This window comes from Sphingopyxis sp. Soil_C_28 (genome assembly GCF_057657055.1).
This window is the reverse complement of sequence record NZ_JBDGJE010000003.1, coordinates 190,098-209,113: the sequence shown is the minus strand read 5'-3', so window position 1 is coordinate 209,113 and position 19,016 is coordinate 190,098. Positions and strand designations below refer to the sequence as shown.

At 64.4% G+C, this 19,016-nt stretch carries 23 protein-coding genes; 11 read left to right on the top strand and 12 right to left on the bottom strand.

The window, feature by feature from the left end; genetic code table 11:
• Positions 1–49: 49 nt before the first annotated feature.
• Complete coding sequence (gene panB / locus AC3A43_RS14465) at positions 50–913, bottom strand: 3-methyl-2-oxobutanoate hydroxymethyltransferase (RefSeq protein ID WP_487793258.1); 864 nt, start codon at positions 911–913, stop codon at positions 50–52.
• 124 nt (positions 914–1,037) lie between these two features.
• On the opposite strand from panB, the gene AC3A43_RS14460 reads away from it, so the two are divergent.
• From AC3A43_RS14460 to AC3A43_RS14450, 3 genes are read left to right on the top strand one after another with little or no spacing between them, the layout of a single operon-like run.
• Positions 1,038–1,457: a hypothetical protein gene (locus AC3A43_RS14460; protein WP_487793257.1), complete on the top strand. Its 420-nt coding sequence runs from the start codon at positions 1,038–1,040 to the stop codon at positions 1,455–1,457.
• A gap of 57 nt (positions 1,458–1,514) precedes the next feature.
• Positions 1,515–1,940, top strand: coding sequence for a hypothetical protein (locus AC3A43_RS14455; RefSeq protein WP_487793256.1), 426 nt, complete (start codon positions 1,515–1,517; stop codon positions 1,938–1,940).
• Positions 1,933–2,154, top strand: a complete 222-nt coding sequence (locus tag AC3A43_RS14450) for a helix-turn-helix transcriptional regulator (RefSeq protein WP_487793255.1) — start codon at positions 1,933–1,935, stop codon at positions 2,152–2,154. The genes AC3A43_RS14455 and AC3A43_RS14450 overlap by 8 nt, the downstream gene beginning before the upstream one ends.
• Before the next feature lie 58 nt (positions 2,155–2,212).
• Here the strand turns inward: AC3A43_RS14450 and AC3A43_RS14445 are convergent, their stop codons facing one another.
• Genes AC3A43_RS14445 through AC3A43_RS14430 form a run of 4 tightly spaced genes read right to left on the bottom strand, consistent with a single transcriptional unit; the run spans position 2,213 to position 5,293 of the window.
• On the bottom strand, positions 2,213–3,142 hold the full coding sequence (locus AC3A43_RS14445; RefSeq protein WP_487793254.1) for an aldo/keto reductase: 930 nt from the start codon (positions 3,140–3,142) through the stop codon (positions 2,213–2,215).
• On the bottom strand, positions 3,139–4,215 hold the full coding sequence (locus AC3A43_RS14440) for a glycerophosphodiester phosphodiesterase (protein ID WP_487793253.1): 1,077 nt from the start codon (positions 4,213–4,215) through the stop codon (positions 3,139–3,141). Before AC3A43_RS14440 ends, AC3A43_RS14445 begins: the two co-directional genes overlap by 4 nt.
• Positions 4,212–4,562 (bottom strand): ArsC family reductase, encoded by a 351-nt coding sequence (locus AC3A43_RS14435; RefSeq protein ID WP_487793252.1) that lies wholly within the window; start codon positions 4,560–4,562, stop codon positions 4,212–4,214. Before AC3A43_RS14435 ends, AC3A43_RS14440 begins: the two co-directional genes overlap by 4 nt.
• 53 nt (positions 4,563–4,615) lie before the next feature.
• Positions 4,616–5,293: a Crp/Fnr family transcriptional regulator gene (locus tag AC3A43_RS14430; protein ID WP_487793251.1), complete on the bottom strand. Its 678-nt coding sequence runs from the start codon at positions 5,291–5,293 to the stop codon at positions 4,616–4,618.
• Positions 5,294–5,551: 258 nt separating this feature from the next.
• Between AC3A43_RS14430 and AC3A43_RS14425 the strand changes: the two genes are divergently transcribed.
• On the top strand, positions 5,552–6,925 hold the full coding sequence (locus AC3A43_RS14425; RefSeq protein ID WP_487793250.1) for a class II 3-deoxy-7-phosphoheptulonate synthase: 1,374 nt from the start codon (positions 5,552–5,554) through the stop codon (positions 6,923–6,925).
• Positions 6,926–6,964: 39 nt separating this feature from the next.
• Here the strand turns inward: AC3A43_RS14425 and AC3A43_RS14420 are convergent, their stop codons facing one another.
• Both AC3A43_RS14420 and AC3A43_RS14415 read right to left on the bottom strand, forming a co-directional pair.
• Positions 6,965–8,467 (bottom strand): M28 family peptidase, encoded by a 1,503-nt coding sequence (locus AC3A43_RS14420; RefSeq protein WP_487793249.1) that lies wholly within the window; start codon positions 8,465–8,467, stop codon positions 6,965–6,967.
• Positions 8,468–8,532: 65 nt separating this feature from the next.
• A complete protein-coding gene (locus tag AC3A43_RS14415) occupies positions 8,533–9,348 on the bottom strand; it encodes an HpcH/HpaI aldolase/citrate lyase family protein (RefSeq protein WP_487793248.1) in 816 nt (271 codons plus the stop codon).
• 83 nt (positions 9,349–9,431) lie between these two features.
• Between AC3A43_RS14415 and AC3A43_RS14410 the strand changes: the two genes are divergently transcribed.
• Both AC3A43_RS14410 and AC3A43_RS14405 read left to right on the top strand, forming a co-directional pair.
• Positions 9,432–10,346 (top strand): SPFH domain-containing protein, encoded by a 915-nt coding sequence (locus AC3A43_RS14410; RefSeq protein ID WP_487793247.1) that lies wholly within the window; start codon positions 9,432–9,434, stop codon positions 10,344–10,346.
• A 1-nt stretch (position 10,347) separates the two neighbouring features.
• Entirely contained in the window at positions 10,348–10,794 is a 447-nt protein-coding gene (locus AC3A43_RS14405; RefSeq protein ID WP_487793246.1) for an NfeD family protein, read from the top strand.
• Here AC3A43_RS14405 and AC3A43_RS14400 read toward each other — a convergent pair.
• From AC3A43_RS14400 to AC3A43_RS14390, 3 genes are all read right to left on the bottom strand, one after another.
• The gene (locus AC3A43_RS14400) at positions 10,791–11,321 is read right to left on the bottom strand and encodes a GNAT family N-acetyltransferase (RefSeq protein WP_487793245.1); all 531 of its coding nucleotides are present in this window, start codon (positions 11,319–11,321) and stop codon (positions 10,791–10,793) included. The genes AC3A43_RS14405 and AC3A43_RS14400 overlap by 4 nt on opposite strands.
• Before the next feature lie 31 nt (positions 11,322–11,352).
• Complete coding sequence (locus AC3A43_RS14395; protein WP_487793244.1) at positions 11,353–11,913, bottom strand: hypothetical protein; 561 nt, start codon at positions 11,911–11,913, stop codon at positions 11,353–11,355.
• Between the two features lie 139 nt (positions 11,914–12,052).
• Positions 12,053–12,943 (bottom strand): metal-dependent hydrolase, encoded by an 891-nt coding sequence (locus AC3A43_RS14390; protein ID WP_487793243.1) that lies wholly within the window; start codon positions 12,941–12,943, stop codon positions 12,053–12,055.
• Positions 12,944–13,000: 57 nt separating this feature from the next.
• On the opposite strand from AC3A43_RS14390, the gene AC3A43_RS14385 reads away from it, so the two are divergent.
• The 3 genes from AC3A43_RS14385 (at position 13,001) to AC3A43_RS14375 (ending at position 15,697) form a co-directional block, all read left to right on the top strand.
• Positions 13,001–13,609: a TetR/AcrR family transcriptional regulator gene (locus tag AC3A43_RS14385; protein ID WP_487793242.1), complete on the top strand. Its 609-nt coding sequence runs from the start codon at positions 13,001–13,003 to the stop codon at positions 13,607–13,609.
• Positions 13,610–13,783: 174 nt separating this feature from the next.
• Entirely contained in the window at positions 13,784–14,842 is a 1,059-nt protein-coding gene (gene obgE, locus AC3A43_RS14380; RefSeq protein WP_487793241.1) for a GTPase ObgE, read from the top strand.
• Between the two features lie 51 nt (positions 14,843–14,893).
• Positions 14,894–15,697 carry a MipA/OmpV family protein gene (locus AC3A43_RS14375; RefSeq protein ID WP_487793240.1) on the top strand — a complete coding sequence of 268 codons (804 nt, stop codon included), beginning with the start codon at positions 14,894–14,896 and terminating at the stop codon, positions 15,695–15,697.
• Positions 15,698–15,714: 17 nt separating this feature from the next.
• On the opposite strand, the gene AC3A43_RS14370 is transcribed toward AC3A43_RS14375, so the two are convergent.
• Both AC3A43_RS14370 and AC3A43_RS14365 read right to left on the bottom strand, forming a co-directional pair.
• Positions 15,715–16,737 carry a pyridoxal-phosphate dependent enzyme gene (locus AC3A43_RS14370; RefSeq protein WP_487793239.1) on the bottom strand — a complete coding sequence of 341 codons (1,023 nt, stop codon included), beginning with the start codon at positions 16,735–16,737 and terminating at the stop codon, positions 15,715–15,717.
• Between the two features lie 106 nt (positions 16,738–16,843).
• The gene (locus AC3A43_RS14365) at positions 16,844–17,320 is read right to left on the bottom strand and encodes an Lrp/AsnC family transcriptional regulator (RefSeq protein WP_487793238.1); all 477 of its coding nucleotides are present in this window, start codon (positions 17,318–17,320) and stop codon (positions 16,844–16,846) included.
• A 118-nt stretch (positions 17,321–17,438) separates the two neighbouring features.
• Between AC3A43_RS14365 and AC3A43_RS14360 the strand changes: the two genes are divergently transcribed.
• Positions 17,439–17,801, top strand: a complete 363-nt coding sequence (locus tag AC3A43_RS14360; protein ID WP_487793237.1) for a VOC family protein — start codon at positions 17,439–17,441, stop codon at positions 17,799–17,801.
• A gap of 80 nt (positions 17,802–17,881) precedes the next feature.
• Positions 17,882–18,985 (top strand): glutamate 5-kinase, encoded by a 1,104-nt coding sequence (gene proB / locus AC3A43_RS14355; RefSeq protein ID WP_487793236.1) that lies wholly within the window; start codon positions 17,882–17,884, stop codon positions 18,983–18,985.
• Positions 18,986–19,016 lie beyond the last annotated feature (31 nt).

Below are 19,016 nucleotides of genomic sequence, written 5' to 3'. Positions count from 1 at the left end.
CGGCGCCGAAAAAGGCCAAGCGATTCACTTTGCGTGTATTGCCGGACCTTCAACCTGCGTAGGTCTGATCCTCCGTGGGGAATGAACGGGACCTGACTTCTTCGGCATAGTCCTTGACCGCGCCGCTGACGACGCCCGCCATATCCTGATAACGTTTCACAAATTTGGGGACGCGGTCGAACATGCCGAGCATATCGTCGGTGACCAGCACCTGACCATCGCACTGCGCCGATGCGCCGATGCCGATCGTCGGGCAATCGACCTTGTTCGTGATTTCGATCGCGATCGATTCAAGCACGCCCTCGATAACGATTGAAAAGGCGCCGGCCTGCGCAACGGCGACAGCATCTTCGACGATCGAGCGCGCTTCTTCCTCGCTCTTGCCGCGTACGCCATAGCCGCCGAGGATGTTCACCGCCTGCGGCGTCAGTCCGACGTGGCCCATCACCGGAATGCCGCGCTGGGTCAGGAATTCAATCGTCGGCGCGAGCACCTTGCCGCCCTCGACCTTGACCGCTGCAGCGCCGGTTTCCTTGAGCAGCCGCGCAGCGTTGTGAAACGCCTGTTCCGGACTGGCTTCATAGCTGCCGAACGGCATGTCGACGATCACCGCGGCATGATAGCTGCCGCGGACTACCGCTGCACCGTGCAGCGCCATCATCTCCATCGTCACGCCGACGGTGTGCGGCAAACCATAAATGACCTGAGCCAGCGAATCGCCGACGAGCAGCATGTCGCAATGCGGGTCGAGCAGCTGCGCCATCCGGACCGTATAAGCCGTCAACATGACGATCGGTTCGCCGCCTTTACGCTGGCGAATGCGCGGCACGGTCAAGCGTTTCATCGGCTGCGGCGTCGGGTTGGCGCGGCTGGTCGAGGTGTCGTAGGTGAGCGTTTTAGGCAGTGTGGACATGGGGCCGGCGTCTAGCCCTTCGGCGGCCCAAACGAAAGGTCGAACACGCCCGATGTAAATTCTTCTTGACTCAATGTTTGATATTTTTAACATGATGTTCGTGTTCAATGACATGGAGTCGGCAATGTCGTTCCGCGAAAAAATGCACTGGGTGGCTTTCATCGCCATCCTGCTGGCCTTCGGCTGGTATTTCCTGACCTTCCCGTGGAGCGATGCCAAGGGTCCGGCTGCGCTGTGGATAGCAGGCGGCATGCTGATCCCGCTCACCCTCGGGATCATCGTCGCAATGTCGGTGGCGACCGCCATCATTGCGATCCGCAACCGCCGCGAAGTCGATATCGCCGAGGATGAGCGCGACCGCATGATCCACTGGCGCGGTACGCATCTGGCCTATTACCCGATGGTGACGGGCACCTGGGCGTGCATCGGGCTGCTCTTTACCGGCGTCGAGCCGGTCATCCTCCTCAATCTGCTGCTCGCCATGGTGGTGGTGTCCGAACTGCTGAGGATTGGCTCGCAGATATGGTTCTATCGCCACCACTAAGCTTCGCCCGCCGCGCCACTGGCTGACGTGGACCCGACCAAGACACGGGGATCGACGATGACCTACAGGGAAAAAACGAGCTGGCTGATCCTGATTGCGATGGTGCTGGCCTATACGCTCTATTTCGGGCTGACCATCGCGGGCCATCCCGCGGGCGCTTCACTCTTTGCAATGCTGTGGCTCTTCGGCCCCATCGCGGCGACGCAGGCGGTGATCGTGATCATCGGACATATCTATCTGGCGATCGAAGCCCGGGAATCGCCGCGCGCGCGTATCGACGAACGCGACCGCGCCATTGCCGCGCGCGGTGCAAGGATATCCTATTATGTGCTAATGGCCGGGACGATCCTGGTGGGTGTCGTCATGCCCTTCTCCGATCTTCCGATCAAAATCGTCAATACCGCGCTGTTCGCTATCGTCCTGGCGGAACTGGCCGGCCTGCTTGTCATGGTGACGAGCTATCGCCGAGGCTGGCATGGCTAAGCCCCCTTTCACCAACGACATCCGCACTTTGCGTTTCCTCGCCGGCGAGATGACGCAGGGCGACCTCGGCGACCGCGTCGGGGTCACCCGGCAAACGATCGCCGCGATCGAGCAGGGCAAATATTCGCCTTCGCTGGAGGTCGCGTTTCGCATCGCGCGCGTCTTCGACAAGCCACTTGAGACGGTGTTCCAGTGGGATGACGCCGGGGATTGAGACAGCGCGGCCGCGCGGGCCCGGTCCACGCTTCTCCCCGGCGGCGTCGGGCCGGGCTTCAGGCCGCGCCGAGCTCCGCCAGATGCGCTTCACTGAGCTCCAGATCGACGCTGCCGAGCAATTCGTCGAGCTGGTCCACCGAGGTCGCGCTGGCGATCGGTGCGGTGACGCCGGGCTGCACGGCAACCCATGCCAGCGCGATTTGCGACAGCGTGGCGCCGGTCTCCGCCGCGATACGGTCCATCACCGCCAGCACCGCGGGGCCCTTGCCTTCGAGATAGGGTTTGACGCGCGCGCCGCGCGGACTTTTGCCAAGGTCGTCGGCACCGCGATATTTGCCCGACAGATAGCCTGAGGCGAGGCTGAAATAGGTGACGACGCCCAGCCCCTCTTCGATGCAGAGCTGTTGTAGCGGTCCTTCATATTGCTCGCGGTCGAGCAGGTTGAGCTCGGGCTGCATCGCGGTGAAACGCGGCAGACCGTTTTCATCCGCCACGCGCAGCGCCTCCGCCAGACGCTCGGCAGAATAGTTCGACGCGCCGATCGCACGCACGATGCCCGCATCGATCAGTTCGGCAAAAGCGCCCAGCACTTCGTCGAGCGGCACATCTGGATCGTCCTTGTGCGCAAAATAAAGGTCGATGACGTCGGTGCCGAGGCGGTCGAGCGAGCCCTGCGCCGCTTCGCGAATCCGGTCGGGCTTCAGCCCGCCGGGCATCATCCCGACCTTGGTTGCGATCAGCACCCGATCGCGCGCGCCGCTGTCTTTAAGCCACGCGCCCATCATGCTCTCGGACTCGCCACCCTTGTGGCCCGGAACCCACGCCGAATAAACGTCGGCGGTATCGATCATCCCGCCGCCCCGTTCGACGAAGCGGTCGAGAACCGCGAAACTCGCATCGCGGCCCGCGGTCATGCCAAACACATTACCGCCAAGGACGAAGGGATGGATGGCCAGCCCGCTGTTGCCCAATCGCGCTTCGGTCATTGTCCGTTCCCCTTTTTCATGGTTGCGACGGCCTCGCGCGGATTGTCGCTGAACAGGCCGTCGATCCCGGTCTTGAGATAAGCGTCGATTTCCGCCGCAAGATCGCCGTGCCCTGCCGGATTCACCCCGCCCTTGTCGCCCAGCGGCAGGAAGTAATTTTCGCGGCGGAAAGTCCAGGGATGAACCTTCAGTCCTGCGGCATGCGCATCGCGAACCAGGGCGGTAGGCTTGTCGAGCCGGCCGAGCGTCGCTCGCGGGATCACCATCGTCTTGTTGGGGCCGATGCCGTCCGCATAGCCTGCGATCATTTTCAGACCCGCCGGCGACGTCATGGCGGCGTAGCTGGTGCCCGGCCGGTCGGCGGGGCCGCCCTCTGCGTCCATCAACTGGATCAGCGGCAGCTCGCTCCTCGCGCGCAGATCCATCAGATTGCCGACTTCGAAGCTCTGGATGAACACCGGCGCAGCGCGGCCGCGATAGCCGAAGCGATCGAGCATCGTGAGCAAGGGTGCTTCGTGCGGCAGGCCGATCGAGACGAAATAGCTCGGGTGCTTGGTTTCGGGATAGACGCCCACGGGTCTCTTCCTGCCCTTGTTAACCTCCGCAAGCAGCGTCAGAATTTCTTCGAAGGTCGGGATTTCGAACTGACCGTCATATTCGGTGCTGCGCAGTTTCGGCAGCCTCTCCCGCGCGCGCAACGTCTTGAGTTCGGCGAGGGTAAAATCCTCGGTGAACCAGCCGGTGACCTCGGCGCCATCGATCGTCTTCGTCGCCTTGCGGCTCGCAAATTCGGGATGAGATGCAACGTCGGTGGTCTCCGAAATCTCATTCTCATGCCGCGCGACAAGTACCCCGTCCCTGGTCAGCACCAGATCGGGCTCGATATAATCGGCGCCGAGGTCGATCGCGAGCCGGTAACCCGCCAGCGTATGTTCGGGTCGTTCGCCCGACGCGCCGCGATGCGCGATGACGATCGGCGGCTGGCCATCGAGGGTCGGCTGCGCCGTCACCTTGTCAGCCGAGCAGCCGGCGCACAGCATGACGGCCAGAAAGGCCATAAGCGAGCGGATCATGCCGCAAAACGCACTTGCCAGTCGGCGGCCGAAAAGCCGACGCTGATCCCGTCCGCGGCTTCGACGACAGGGCGGCGGATCATCGCCGGCTGCTCGAGCATCAGCGCCTTTGCCGCATCGACGTCGAGCCCGTCCTTTTGCGCTTCGGAAAGCTTTCGGAAAGTCGTTCCCGCTTTGTTGAGCAGTTTTTCCCAGCCGAGCGCGTCGATCCAGCGCTGCAGCCGCTCGGCGTCGAGCCCGTCCTTGCGCACGTCGTGAAAGCGATAGGCGACGCTTTGCTCGTCGAGCCAGCGCCGCGCTTTCTTAACCGTGTCGCAGTTCGAAATGCCATAGAGAATCATCGTCATGGGCAAGGACTAGCAGGCGAGGGTTGCAGATTCGAGGCCAGGAAAGGCCATGCTCAAGAATTTGTCGGCCGCTCCGCGATGCGTGTGTTCGCGCTCGCCAGCTTGCCGCGAAGCGCGCGCGCAAAACCTTCGTGAAGCGCGCCCGCAATCCCGGGATTGGCCGCGAGATAGGCGCGCAGCGCCGCGGCGGGGACAAACCACAGCCGGGAATTGCTGCCGAGTGTTACCGTCCCGGTCGCATGGGCGCCGTCGAGCACCGTCGCTTCGCCGATCAGCGCGCCGTCGGAGAGTTTCCCGATCTCGACGCCGTCGCGCAAAATCGCCGCCTGCCCCTCTGCCAGATAGAAGAGGCTGGGCGCCGCCTGACTCTCACGGATCAGCACCTCGCCGCGCTTCGCCGAAATCCAGTGTCCCTGATCGATCAGGTCGCGCGCAACCCCGGCGCTAAGTCCGGAAAAATGCTGGCGGCGCAATTGCTCTTCTTCGGTCGAAAACTCCACCTTTGTGCCACGCAGCCACAGCCGCGCGAGAATGCCGATGTTGACGACCAGAATCGCGAGGATCAGAAGGCTCGAGCCGACGCCCGGCCCGCGAAACAAGGCCAGCGGCAAAGCCACCAGCGCCGCCGCGGCAAGGCCCACGCGGACATAGTCGATCCGCACGACAAAACTTGTCGCGAGCAGGAGGAGCAGCGCTCCGTACAGGAACCATGCGGAATCGAAGTTCGCCATAGCCAATCGCTTCGCGTCGAGACCCGACCTCGGGTCACCGGGTGTATAACGGTGTCGATAGCCAAAAGCCTTGGTCGCGCGACGCTCATCGCATTTCCGCAGCGTGTAATAAACTACCAGTTTTGGGCCCCTAAGAAAAGCATAGGTGCGCAAATGTCACGATAATGCTAATTTTCAGGTTTGATCGTGCCGGAAACATTGCTTCCGCACAGCATAGGCGCCATGTGGCGCTCGATTCGAACGCGAAAAGACAGGCAAATGACGAAAAACTGGCAACCGCATAGCTGGCGCTCGCACGAGGCGCGCCAACTCCCCACCTATCGCGACGCCGATGCGCTGGCGGCGGCGGAGCGCGAGCTCAGCAATTATCCGCCGCTGGTGTTCGCGGGCGAGGCGCGCGACCTGACCGCCGACCTCGCGCGCGTGGCCGAGGGCAAGGCGTTCCTGCTCCAGGGCGGCGACTGCGCCGAAAGCTTTGCCGAATTCCATCCGAACAACATCCGCGACACCTTCCGCGTGCTGCTCCAGATGGCGGTCGTGCTGACCTTCGCGTCGAAAATGCCGGTCGTGAAGCTTGGCCGCATGGCGGGCCAGTTCGCCAAGCCGCGCTCGGCCGATCTGGAAGATGTGGATGGCGTGTCGCTGCCAAGTTATCGCGGCGACATCATCAACGACATCGCGTTCGAACAGGCCGGCCGCGAGCCCGACCCGCAGCGCATGGTCAAGGCGTATAACCAGTCGGCGGCGACGCTGAACCTGCTGCGCGCGTTCGCCAACGGCGGCTATGCGAACCTGCGTCAGGTCAACGCCTGGACGCACGACTTCATGGACCGCAGCCCATGGGCGAAGAAATATCAGGAAACCGCAGGCCGCATTTCCGAAGCGCTGGCCTTCATGGAAGCGTGTGGCGTGACCCCCGAAACGGTGCCGCAGATCAAGGGCACCAGCTTCTACACCAGCCACGAGGCGCTGCTGCTGCCCTATGAGCAGGCGCTGACGCGGCAGGACAGCCTGACCGGCGGCTGGTACGACACCTCGGGCCACTTCCTTTGGGTCGGTGATCGCACCCGCTTCGAAGGCTCGGCGCATATCGAATATCTGCGCGGGATCGGCAATCCGGTCGGCATGAAGTGCGGCCCTAGCCTCGAGCCCGACGTGCTCCTGCGCCTGCTCGACACGCTGAACCCCAACCATGTCGCCGGCCGCATGACGCTGATCACGCGTTACGGTCATGACAAAATCGAGGCGCATCTGCCCAAGCTGGTGCGCGCGGTGAAGGAATCGGGCCATCCCGTCGTCTGGTCGTGCGATCCGATGCACGGCAATGTCATCAAGACGCCCAACGGTTACAAGACGCGCCCGTTCGAACGTATCCTCGCCGAAGTGCGCGGTTTCTTTGCCGTTCACCGCGCCGAGGGCACGCATGGCGGCGGCATCCATATCGAGATGACGGGCCAGAATGTCACAGAATGCACCGGCGGCGCGATGGACGTGACCCAGATGGATCTCGCCGACCGCTACCACACCCACTGCGACCCGCGCCTGAACGCCGGACAGTCGCTGGAACTGGCTTTCCTGCTGGCAGAGATGCTCAATCAGGAAATGTCCGAGCGGGCGAAGCAGGCGGCGTAAGCAACGGATCGTCGCCCCGTTTTTGCGGGGCGACGCCGGTTACTTACCCGGCCACCGCTTTGTATCGGCGAACGCCCGGCCCAGCGCTACATGCAGGTCCGCGTCCTCGGCAGCACCGCCAAGCGGGATCTTGTCGGAAAAATTGTCCGCGGCGCTGTGATAATCGCTGCCAAGGAAGGCCTCGAGCAGCGGCATGTCCGAAAAACTGCCGCCGACCATCAGCGACGTCACGCCCTTGGCGCCGAGCGCCCAGCCGTCCTGCCGCTGGACGAAGGCGTCGGCCTCCCCATCCTCGTCGAGCTTGCGGCCGAGCTTCGTCGCGGCCTCACGCACCACCGCGTCATAGGCGGGCTTGCCGCGGCCGATCGTCGCGACCGGCGTGCCGCGCGGCGAAATGGCGATGGTATCGATATTGAGCGCGACGGTGATGTCGGACAGCGGCACCACGGGGTGGTCGGCAAAATAATGCGCGCCAAGCAGGCCTTTTTCTTCCGCCGTCGTCGCCATGAAATAGATGTCGCGGTCGGGGCGCACGCCCGAGGCCAAGCGCTTTGCAACCTCGATCAGCACCGCGATACCGCTGGCATTGTCGACCGCGCCGTTGCAGATGCGGTCGGCGTCACCCTCGGACCCACAGATACCGAGATGATCCCAGTGGCCGAGGAACAGCACCGCCTTGCCATCTGGCTTGGCACCCGGAAGCTTGGCGATGATATTGTTGCTGGCAAAGGGGCGGATCGCCGATTGCGTTGCAAGATCGACGGTCACCGGCAGCGCCGTGCCCTTGTAGTCGGGCGATTTCGCCGCTTCACGCGTTGCGCCGCCGTCCTGCCCGGCCCTCTTCAACAACGCATCGGCGGCTTCGAGCGACAGGAAGCCGGTGACCGGCGCACCGAGCTTGGCGCTGGCGAGGCGGACCGCCTTGCCGCCGGCGCTTTCGCGCAGCTGCGCCCACGGCACGGCGTCGGTCGCGATGACAAGCACGGCCGATGCGCCCGCATCGGCGAGCATCTGGCGCCGTTCGCGATAGCGCGGCAGCTTGTCGCCGAACGGGGCATTGTCGAACAGCATGATCGCAAGCTTGCCCTTGACGTCGGCGTTGACCTTGCCCGCGCCATCGACGCCATAACCCACGAAAACCGCAGGCACACCCGCCAGCGACACCGACGGATCGCGGCCGGTCAGGATGATTCCGTCATCCTCCAGCGCGAAGTCGCGGCCACTCACCTTGAACTTCGCGGTGCCGCTCAGCGCCTGCGTTTCGACGAAGGGCACCGGCTGGAGCCACGGCGTTTCACTCCCGGGCGCGGCCTGAAGCCCCGCCTTCGCCCATTCGCCGACGATATAGGCGATCGTACGATCCTCGCCCTCGGTCCCCGGCGCACGGCCTTCAAAAGCGTCGCTCGCGAGAATCCGCATATGCCCGGCGAGCTGTGCCTCGGTGATCGGCGCGTCGGCTTTGGGGGGAGCCGCCGATACGGCGGAAGTGAAGCCAATGAGGGCGACGGCCGCAATGGCGGCACGGAACTGGGTGGTTTTCATGGGGTCGCCGCATGGCATTTCCGTCCCGGTGAGGCAAGGCGCGTTCGTCGAACGACGAACGGGCGTCAGGCGCTGCGGCCCGCACGCTCCAGCAACGTCCGCGCCGCGGTGACATGCATATCCTCGATCATCCGGCCGTCGTGCCGTTGCGCCCCGCCCGTCGCCGCCGCGACGAGCGCCTCGGCCGCGGCTATTTCGCGTTCCGATGGCGCAAAGGCGCTGTTGCACGGATCGACCTGCGACGGATGGATCAGCGTCTTGCCGTCGAACCCGAGCCTTCGCCCTTCGGCCGCTTCGGTCGCGAAGCCGGCGGCGTCGTCGATCGCGTTATAGACGCCGTCGAAGCCCCAGACGCCGCCCGCGCGAGCGGCAAGCACGATGGCCTGAATCGCATGGCTCATCGCGCCGCGATCCATGCCGTCGGGCAGCTTAAGTTCGTGCGCCAGATCGTTGAGCCCCGCGATCAGCCCGGCAACGGCAGGGTCCGCTGCGATATCGCGCGCCGCATAGATCGCGGCGGGTGTCTCGATCATCGCCAGGATCGGCAGGCCAAGCCCCCGCAAAGGATCGAGGTCGGACGGCGCATCGACCTTGGGCAGCACCACCGCGTCGAGCGTCAGCCCGTCGAGCGCCGCGATATCGTCCGCCTGTCCGGCTGTGCCCGTCGCATTGACCCGCACCGCCACACGCTTGCCCGCAAAGCCAGCGATGACCGCCGCGCGCATCGCGGCGCGAGCCTCGACCTTGCGGTCGGCGGGCACCGCATCCTCCAGATCGATGATCAACATGTCGGCGGCGAGCCCGCCCGCCTTTTCGAGCGCGCGCGCGTTCGAGCCGGGGACATAGAGCAGCGAGCGCGGCGGATAGTCATCTGGGGTCATGCGCTTTTCTGTGGCGCAACCCCGCCATTGCCGCAATAAGGAAGAGGGCTTGCAAAGGCGCAATTTTGCATAGGGGATGATCGATGGAATTCGCACTTGCACTGGTGGTTTTGGCGCTGGTGTTCCTGCTGTGGGCGCTGACGCCCGTGAAGCAAGGCTTTGCCTATACGATCGAACGCTTCGGCCGCTACACGCACACCGCGCAGCCCGGGCTGAACTTCATCATGCCGATCTTCGACCGTGTCGGCCGCAAGGTGAACATGATGGAACAGGTGCTCGACATTCCGGGCCAGGAAATCATCACCAAGGACAATGCGATGGTCGCCGTCGACGGCGTCGTCTTTTTCCAGGTCCTCGACGCCGCCAAGGCCGCGTATGAAGTCAGCGACCTTTATCTCGCGATCATGAACCTGACGACCACGAACCTGCGCACCGTGATGGGGTCGATGGACCTCGACGAGACGCTGTCGAAGCGCGACCATATCAACGCACGCCTGTTGGTCGTGGTCGATGAGGCGACGTCGCCGTGGGGGGTCAAGATCACCCGCGTCGAGATCAAGGACATCCGCCCGCCGGCCGATATTTCGAACGCGATGGCGCGGCAGATGAAGGCCGAGCGCGAAAAGCGCGCCAACATCCTCGAAGCCGAAGGTATGCGCGCATCGGAAATCCTGCGCGCCGAGGGCGAGAAGCAGGGCCAGATCCTGCAGGCCGAGGGCCGCCGCGAAGCCGCCTTCCGCGACGCTGAAGCGCGCGAACGCGAGGCCGAGGCCGAAGCCAAGGCGACACAGATGGTCTCCGACGCGATCGCTGGCGGCAACGCACAGGCGATCAACTATTTCATCGCGCAGAAATATGTCGAGGCGGTCAGCCAGTTCGCGACCAGCCCGAACAGCAAGACGATCCTGTTCCCGGTCGAGGCGACGCAGCTGATCGGCACGCTCGGCGGCATCGGCGAGCTCGCAAAGGACGCATTCGAACGCAAGGCAGGAGCCTGACATGTCCGACTGGCTGACCAATATGGACCCGCATTGGGCGTGGTTGTCGCTCGGCGTGCTGCTCGCGGCGGCCGAAATCGTCGCGCCCGGTTTCTTCCTGATCTGGCTGGGCGCTGCGGCGATCGTCACCGGCGCGATCGCATGGGTCGTCCCGCTGAGCATCCCGTTGCAGCTCGGCATCTTCGCCATACTGTCCTTCATCGCGCTGTACGGCGCGCGCCGCTGGCTGAAAGCGAACCCGATCACCACGGCCGATCCGCATCTCAACCAGCGCGGCGGGCGGCTGATCGGTGAAGTGCTGACGGTGACCAAGGCGATCGAGGACGGCCGCGGCCGCGCCAAGGTCGGCGATGGCGAATGGCCCGTGCGCGGTCCCGACATCGCCGAAGGCGCAAAAGTCCGCGTCGTCAGCGCCGACGGCGGCCTGCTTGTGGTCGAAGCGGCCTAACCGCCCTTCGGCCGCGAATAGATCGCGACGACATGGCCTAAGGCATCGCTCTCGCCGATGCGGCGAAAGCCAAGCTTCGCCGCCACGCGTTCGGACGCGTCATTTCCAAGGTCGATGATGCAACGCACCTCGCTTGCGTCCAGATTTGCATCGGCCCAACCGAGCGCCGCACGCATCGCCTCGGTCGCATAGCCCGCGCCCCAATGGTCCGCGTCGAACGCCCAGCCGGCTTCGGGCACGCCTTCGAGTTCGGGAATCCCGCGGCAGAAATAGCTAAGGCCGCCCATGCCGACGAGCGCGTCGCTCTCCTTGTCGGCGAATACCCAATAACCAAAGCCCATCACCGGCCATAATCCGGCGGAACTCAGAAACTTGCCCCAACTGACATCGGGTGCGCGCGGTTCGCCGCCGATGAAGCGCGTGACGCGTTCGTCGGCCCACATGGTGATGTGGACGTCCTTGTCCGGCAGGCGGCCCGGACGCAGACGCAGGCGGTCGGTTTCGATGACGGGAGGCGATGTGAACATCGGGCGGGTGTGCCGAAGCGCGTGCGGCCGGTCAATCGGGGATCAGATAATGGTCGAACAGATCGTGCAGCACCGCTTTTCCGTCGACCTGCTGCTTCGCGCGCAGCACCGCCAACGTGTCGACGCGCGCGAGCACATCGACATGTTTGAGCACGACATGATAATGGGGGCGATCCTGAAAATCGTGGAACAGGAAAACGCAGTCGGGCTTGCAGTGGATGATCGACTGCAACAGGCAAGCGACGCGGAAGCGCCCATCGATCAGCACGGCATCGGGACTGCCGTTCAGGCTCCGCCAGATTTCGGTGTGATAGCGCGGCCAGTCGCGGATCCGCTTTTCATCGGTTGGATACCCCCATTCGCCAACGGGTCCGATATCGGCGTGGAAGGGCGTGAATTCGACGGCCTCGCGCGCGATATCTGTCTGGACCTTGCCCAGCCAGGCCGGGTCGCTGTCGACACCGACGATACGGCGCACCTGCCGCGCCGCGACCAGCGTACTTCCGCCGCAGCCGAATTCGAGCAAGGAGTCGAGCCCCGCCAGCTGCAGTTCGAACTGCGTGACTTCGGCCGCGGTCATCTGCGGTTGCATGGTCCCCTCCACAAATGGAGGAATATGGGACCGCATCCGCGGCGTCCAGCAACATTGACGCGTCCTCTTCGCGGATGAGGAGGCCCGGAGTCGGGGAGAGAGAACCGCTCTGGGCCTCCGCAACCGCGGAGAAGAAAGATCAGGCGGCTGCGGCGATCCGTTCGGGTGCCGATGAATGCGCCGGCATGACCGCGGCGGCATAGTCGCTTTCATATTTTTTGATCAGCGCACGGTCGTCATGGTTCCACGGGTGAAATCCCGGCATGAAATAGCTGAGCCACGGCAGGAAACTACGGCGCAAGATGCCCGGCGTGCCGAGCAGATACCACCAGATACGCGCCGTGATGCGCCAGCCGGTCAGACCATCCTGCTTCAGCAGCGCCTTCATCCCCTTCACCCGCTTCGGCCAGAAACGCGTGGTGACCAGGATCATCATCAGCGACTTGGCGCGCCAGCGGCGGAACCGGCTCCAGTCCTTCGTCGCATGCAGCCAGGTGTCGTAGGCGACACCCTTATGCTCGATTTCCTCGATCGCGTGCCATTTCCACAGCGCGGCCCATTCGGGTTCGGCGCCTTCGTACATGCTGTCGTCACGCAGCATCACCGCCGCCATCATCGCGGTATAATGTTCGAGCGCGATCGTCGCCATCAGGTTGACGATCTGCGGGCGCGTTTTGATGAGGTCGAGAACCTGGTTCACATCGGCTTCGAGCTCGGACAGGTCGTAACCCGCCTCTGCCGCCTTCTTGTTGAAAACGACATGCTCGCGGCTGTGGATCACTTCCTGCTGCGTGAAAGCCCGAATTTCACGGCCCAATTTGTCGTCGACCCCGTCGCGGTGTGCCTTCACCGCCTCGATGAACATCGCCTCGCCGCGCGGGAAGGTGACCGACAGCGCGGTGTGGAACGCCGATGCGATCGGATCGCCGTTCAGCCACCAGCGGCCCTGTTTGTCGTCACGGCCAAAGCGCATGTCGCGCGGCGTGATCGACAGATCCTGCGGGGTCGGCGATTGGGAAAGGCTGGACATATGGCTCATACCGTCGAAAAGGGGCGTTGGGGTCGGAAATAGGGTTTACTTACACATATGTCAATAGTGAAGAAGCGCCTGAGTCCCGAGGAAAGCCGTTCGGCCGCGCTCGAGGCGGCGCGCCATATCCTGATCGAGATGGGCCCCGCCGCGGTGACGCTGAAAGCCGTCGCGGGCCGCATCGACCGCACCCATGCGAACCTGCTCCACCATTTCGGCAGCGCCGCCGGGCTGCAAAAAGCGCTCGCGGCCTATCAGGCCGAAACCGTGTGCGCGACGATCGGCAAGAAGATGGCCGAATCGCCACCCGGCGAGCGCAATGTGCGCGAGATCGTCGATCTCGCCTTCGACGCCTTCAACGAGGGTGGCGCCGGCGCGCTTGCGACGTGGATGGCGGCGACGGGCAATGACGACGCGCTCGACCCGATCGTCGATGCGATCCACAAGCTGATCGACGGCATGTCGCCCGACGCGCTTGAAAAGCGGCTGATGCACGAAGATACGCTCGCGCTGGTGCTGATGGCATTGGGCGACGCGCAGCTCGGCGGACCGATGGCCGAGGCGCTCGGCTTGCCGCGCGACACCTCGCGGGTTCTCGCGACCGAACTCATCACCGGACGTATCGCCAAATTCTGGGCCGAGCATGGTGGCAAGCCGCAGGGCTAGGGGCTGGTAATTTTGTGTCGCACCCGTTAGAGGCGCGCATCCCCTCTCTCCGTTCGCATCGAGCGAAGTCGAGATGCCCCTCGGCTTAACGCTGTGCTGCGGGGTGTCTCGACTTCGCTCGACACGAGCGGGTTCAGAGGTTTAATTTCCATTCTCCGCCCTAAAGGCCCCGCCATGCATTTCCTCGACCAAGCCAAGATTTACATCAAGTCCGGCGACGGCGGCCCCGGCGCCGTCAGTTTCCGGCGTGAGAAATATGTCGAATATGGCGGCCCCGACGGCGGCAATGGCGGCAAGGGCGGCGATATCATTTTCGAAGCAGTCGCGGGTCTCAACACGCTGATCGACTTTCGCTATACTCAGCATTTCAAGGCGAAGCGCGGCACCCCCGGCGCGGGCCGCGACCGCACCGGCGCGGGCGGCCCCGATCTGGTCATCCAGGTGCCGATCGGCACCCAGATCCTCGACGATGACGAAGATCGCAGCCTGCTCGCCGACCTGACCAAAGAGGGCGAGCAGATCGTCTTCCTGCGCGGCGGCGATGGCGGCCGCGGCAATGCCAGCTATAAAACATCGACCAACCGCGCGCCGCGCCAGCACGGTCCGGGTTGGCCCGGCGAAGAATTGTGGGTGTGGCTGCGGCTGAAACTGCTCGCCGATGCAGGTCTTGTCGGCCTGCCCAACGCGGGCAAGTCGACATTCATCAACGGCGTGACCAACGCGCAGGCCAAGGTCGGCGCCTATGCCTTCACCACGCTGCGCCCCCAGCTTGGGGTCGTCAGCCACAAGGGGCATGAGTTTGTCGTCGCCGACATTCCGGGCCTGATCGAGGGCGCAGCGGACGGGGCCGGGGTCGGCGACCGCTTCCTTGGCCATATCGAACGCTGCCGCGTGTTGCTGCACCTCGTCGATGCGAATGACGCAGATGTCGCAACCAGTTATCGCATCGTGCGCGACGAGCTGGAGGCATATGGCGCCGAACTCGTCGACAAGCCGGTCATCGTGGCGCTCAACAAGATCGACACGCTCGACGACGAACTGGTCGCCGCGCTATCGGCCGAACTTGCCGAAGAAAGCGGTCATCCCGTGATGGCGCTGTCGGGTGCCAGCGGCGCGGGCGTACCCGCAATACTTGACAAGCTGCTCGAGATCATTGGTCCCGAAAAGCGCAAGGCAGCCCCGGGCGGAGACGATAGCGACGGCGAAGAAAGCACCGACTGGTCGCCGATCTAGGAACGAATGCGTCTGGCGGGCGCTTTATCCGGGAACAACAAGGAATAACTGATGGCCGATCGCCGAAATGCTCCCAGCCTGCTCCTCTATGCTTCCCCATTTCTCGTTTTGGCTTCGATTCCGGCATATTCGCAAGAAACCGAAGGCGGTGGCGAGAAACGCACCCGCGTTATCCTCGGCCCGCAACTATCGCCGTCCTGGCCGGGCGCCGACAAGGTCAGCGTCGGTCCCTACATCGACGTCTCGCGCACCCGCGACAGCGAATTCGCGTTCGAAGCGCCCGACGAAAGCTTCGGTTCGCCGCTGCTCCGTTCAGGCAATTTCGCTTTCGGCCCCGCCTTCGGCTTCATTGGCAAGCGCAAGGCATCCGATATCGGCGCCGACCTGCCCAAGGTCGGCTTGTCGGTCGAGGCCGGCGCGTTCGGGCAGGTCCATCTGACCCCTGAACTGCGAGTCCGCCTCGAAGGTCGCAAGGGGCTGAGCGGCCACAAGGGATGGATCGGCGAAGTCAGCGCCGACTATGTTGCGCGAAAGGGTGACGACTGGCTCTTTTCGATCGGCCCGCGCGTGACGCTCGGCGACGCCAAATACACAAATGCCTATTTCGGCGTGACGCCTGCCGCGGCGGCATCGTCGGGCCTGCCCGCTTTCGATGCCGGCGGCGGCATCCAGTCGGTCGGCGTCACCGCGGGCTACCACCGCATGCTGGGAAAAAACTGGGGCATTGCCGTCTATGGTCGCTATGACCGGCTCGTTGGCGACGCCGCAGACTCGCCCGTTACGCGCGAACTCGGATCGCGCAATCAGCCCTCGGCGGGATTGGCGCTCAGCTACACCTTCGGCGGAGACCGGTGAAGCAGTAGACCGGCTACTCAGACTCCCTCGGTGACGACAAGCAGGACGCGGGATTGACGATCGAGCTTGAGCCGCGCCCGTGTCTCCAGGTCCCGCGAAGCATGGAGAAGCCCGGCCAAGCCCGCTGCACCCGACGGGGTAGTCCGGGGACCGCCCGCTCGATCCAGCCCTTCGACCGCTTCCTCGGATATGTCTTCGTCGACCAGCAGCGGTACCGCGCCGTATCGAAGCAATGTGGCAACGGCGGGCGCCGATGCGAGTCCGCAGGACAGCATTTCGGCGGCGGTTTCTAGCGCACCGGGCACGCGGACCGGCGAGCCATTTCGCAGCGCCCGTTCGACGCACGGCGCTGATTGCGGCTCGACCGTGACAAATTGGCAGACGCCCTCTGCGTGCGGAGCGAGCCCTTCGGCCATCGCGGCCGCCAGCCCGCCAACACCCGCCTGGATAAAGGCGTGGGTTGGATAAGCGGCGTGATTGGCGCGCAGTTGTCCGCGAATTTCCGCTGCGATCCGTCCATATCCCTCCATCACCCTGGCGACGACCGGGTCATCGATGCGGTCGGAGGTGTCGGCGACGAGCAGAGTTCGCACACCGTCGCTCGCCGCGGCCGCTGCGGCGACCGCGTCGTCATAGGTTCCTTCGATACGGATGATCGTGGCCCCCATCGCAGCGATTCGTGCCGCCCGGGCTCCGCCCACCGCTGCGGGAAGATAGATGCGGGCGGGCGCACCGACGCGGCGGGCGGCGGCGGCGACCGCGAGACCGTGGTTGCCGTCGCTTGCGCAAATCAGGGTAGGCAGCGGCATCGGCAGCCGGGCCAGAAAGGCCGGGACATTGTCATGTCCCGTCGCGGTGGCAAGCGCCCACAGCGCGGCATGCGCACCACCCAGCGACTTGAAATTGCCAAGCGGTCTTTCGTTTTCCAGCTTCGCCCATATTTTTGCGACACCGCATCGCTCGGCGAGCAATGGCAGGTCGATGAACGACGTGGGCCGGTCGGTCATCAATTCATCGAGATGCGCAGGTGTCTGTTCCATGCCGCGATTTTATCATCGGCCTGGAATGACAGGCCGCGTTTCGGGATGGCACCGCGCCGAATTTGGGCGATGCTGGCGGGCACCCAGCGGATTTTCCGCAACCGATTCAATCTTCGGCGATCGGAATCATCACCCCTCTTTTGACCACGCCGAGCGCGACGTTGGTGGTGAAGCGCCGGACATTGGCATTTTCGCTGACCAGCCGCGTCATCAACGCATCATAATCCTCCGTGCTCGGCGCGGTGACGATCAGGATAAAATCGGCCTCACCCGTCACATAAAAAGCCTGCTGGACATGCTCTTCCGCGAGGAGCCAGCGACGGAGTTGCGCCAGCAATTCGGGGCGTTCGCGTTCGACCTGAAGCGCGACGACGAACAAGGTCGGATTGCCGACGAAGCGGGGGTCGACGATGGCGGTCTCGCGGATGATAACGCCCAGATCGCGGAGCCGCCGCAACCGACGCTGGATCGCCGAGGGTGACAGGGCAATCGTCTCCGCGAGCTTTTCGGACGTCGCGGTCGAATCCCATTGCATCGCGGCCAGCAATTGCCGGTCGAAGCGGTCGAGGTCGGTCGCGGCCATATCCAGCAGGATAGAGGCATTTTTCGACGATTGCCCGCAATTTGATGCCCGCCAACGCGGAAAATAGTCGGCAACGCCCGCTAAGCTGCTCCTTCCCAATCCTCACCCGGAAAGATTTATGCTCGACCATCTCGAAATCCGCACGCGCCGCATGGACGATTGCGTCGCCTTCTATCGCACCGTTCTCGCCCCGATCGGCTATGATCTTGTCGTCGATGGACCAACCAAGGGTTTCGGTCACGAAGGCCGGCTCGATTTCTGGCTCGTCGACGGCGATCCGTCGATCGATGTCCATTATGCCTTTGGCGCGCCGACGCGCGCGCTCGTGCAGGATGCCTTCCTGCGATCGGACGGAAACGGCGGCCAACAGGACCGCGCCCCGGCGCTGGCACCGCACATCCACCCGCATTATTATGCCGGCTATGCCCGTGATCCCGATGGACGACTGGTCGAATTCGTCTGTCACTCGGCCGAAGGCTGAGCGGAACGGCGATCTCGCATTCACGGGCAGGACCAAGCTAGGCATTGGCGTGACGACCGCCCCGCGCTATCGGCGGCGGTATGTTGTTCGCGCCCTCCTCCTGTCCCCGGCTGATCGTCAAGATCGGATCGGCATTGCTCGTCGATCCGGATGGCGCGGTGCGGCGCGACTGGCTCGTGGGGATTGCCGCCGACATTGCCGAGCGAACGCGCGCGGGGCAGCAGGTTGCGGTGGTCTCTTCGGGCGCGATCGCGCTCGGCGCACGGCGACTGGGGCTGGCAAAGGGCGGCCGCGGGACGCTGGAAGACGCGCAGGCGGCCGCGGCGACCGGACAAATCGCCCTGTCGCAGGTCTGGGCCGATGTGCTGGGCGCCGAGGGGCTGACCGCGGCGCAGATGCTGGTGACGCTCGACGATCTCGAACATCGTCGCCGCTATCTCAACGCCGCCGCAACGCTCAACCGCTTGCTGTCGCTTGGGGTCGTGCCGATCATCAACGAGAATGACAGCGTCGCGACCGAAGAAATACGCTTCGGCGACAACGACCGCCTCGCAGCCCGCGTGGCCCAAGCTGCTGCCGCAGGCGGAGTGATCCTGCTTTCGGACATCGACGGTCTCTACGATCGCAACCCGGTGCAAGACGGCGCGGTCCATATCGCGCGCGTCGAGCGCATCGACGCTGCGATCGAGGCGATGGCCGACACCGGTTCGGCGTCGGGCATGGGATCGGGCGGCATGGTCTCGAAAATCGCCGCGGCGCGCATCGCCAACGCCGCGGGCGCGCATCTGGCCATCGCGTCGGGACGCATCGACCGGCCGCTTTCGACCGCGGCGCGGCACACATTGTTCGCCGCCGAGAAAGGCGCGAGCGCGCGCAAGGCGTGGCTCGCCGGCGGGCTGACCGCCAAGGGCCGGCTGACAATCGACGCGGGCGCCGTACGGGCGCTGCGCGGCGGCGCGAGTCTGCTTGCCGCCGGGGTCAACATCGTGTCGGGCGCCTTCGCGCGCGGCGACGTGCTTGACATCAGCGGCCCCGACGGCGTCGTCGTCGCGCGCGGCCTGTCCGAATATCCTGGCGCCGACGCCGCGAGTATCGCCGGCCTTGGCCGCGATGCGCAGGAAGCCGCGCTCGGCTACGCGCCGAGAAGCGCGATGGTCCACCGCGACCATATGGTGCTGTTGTGACCCGGCGGGTCGCTGCCCAACGCGTCTTGGC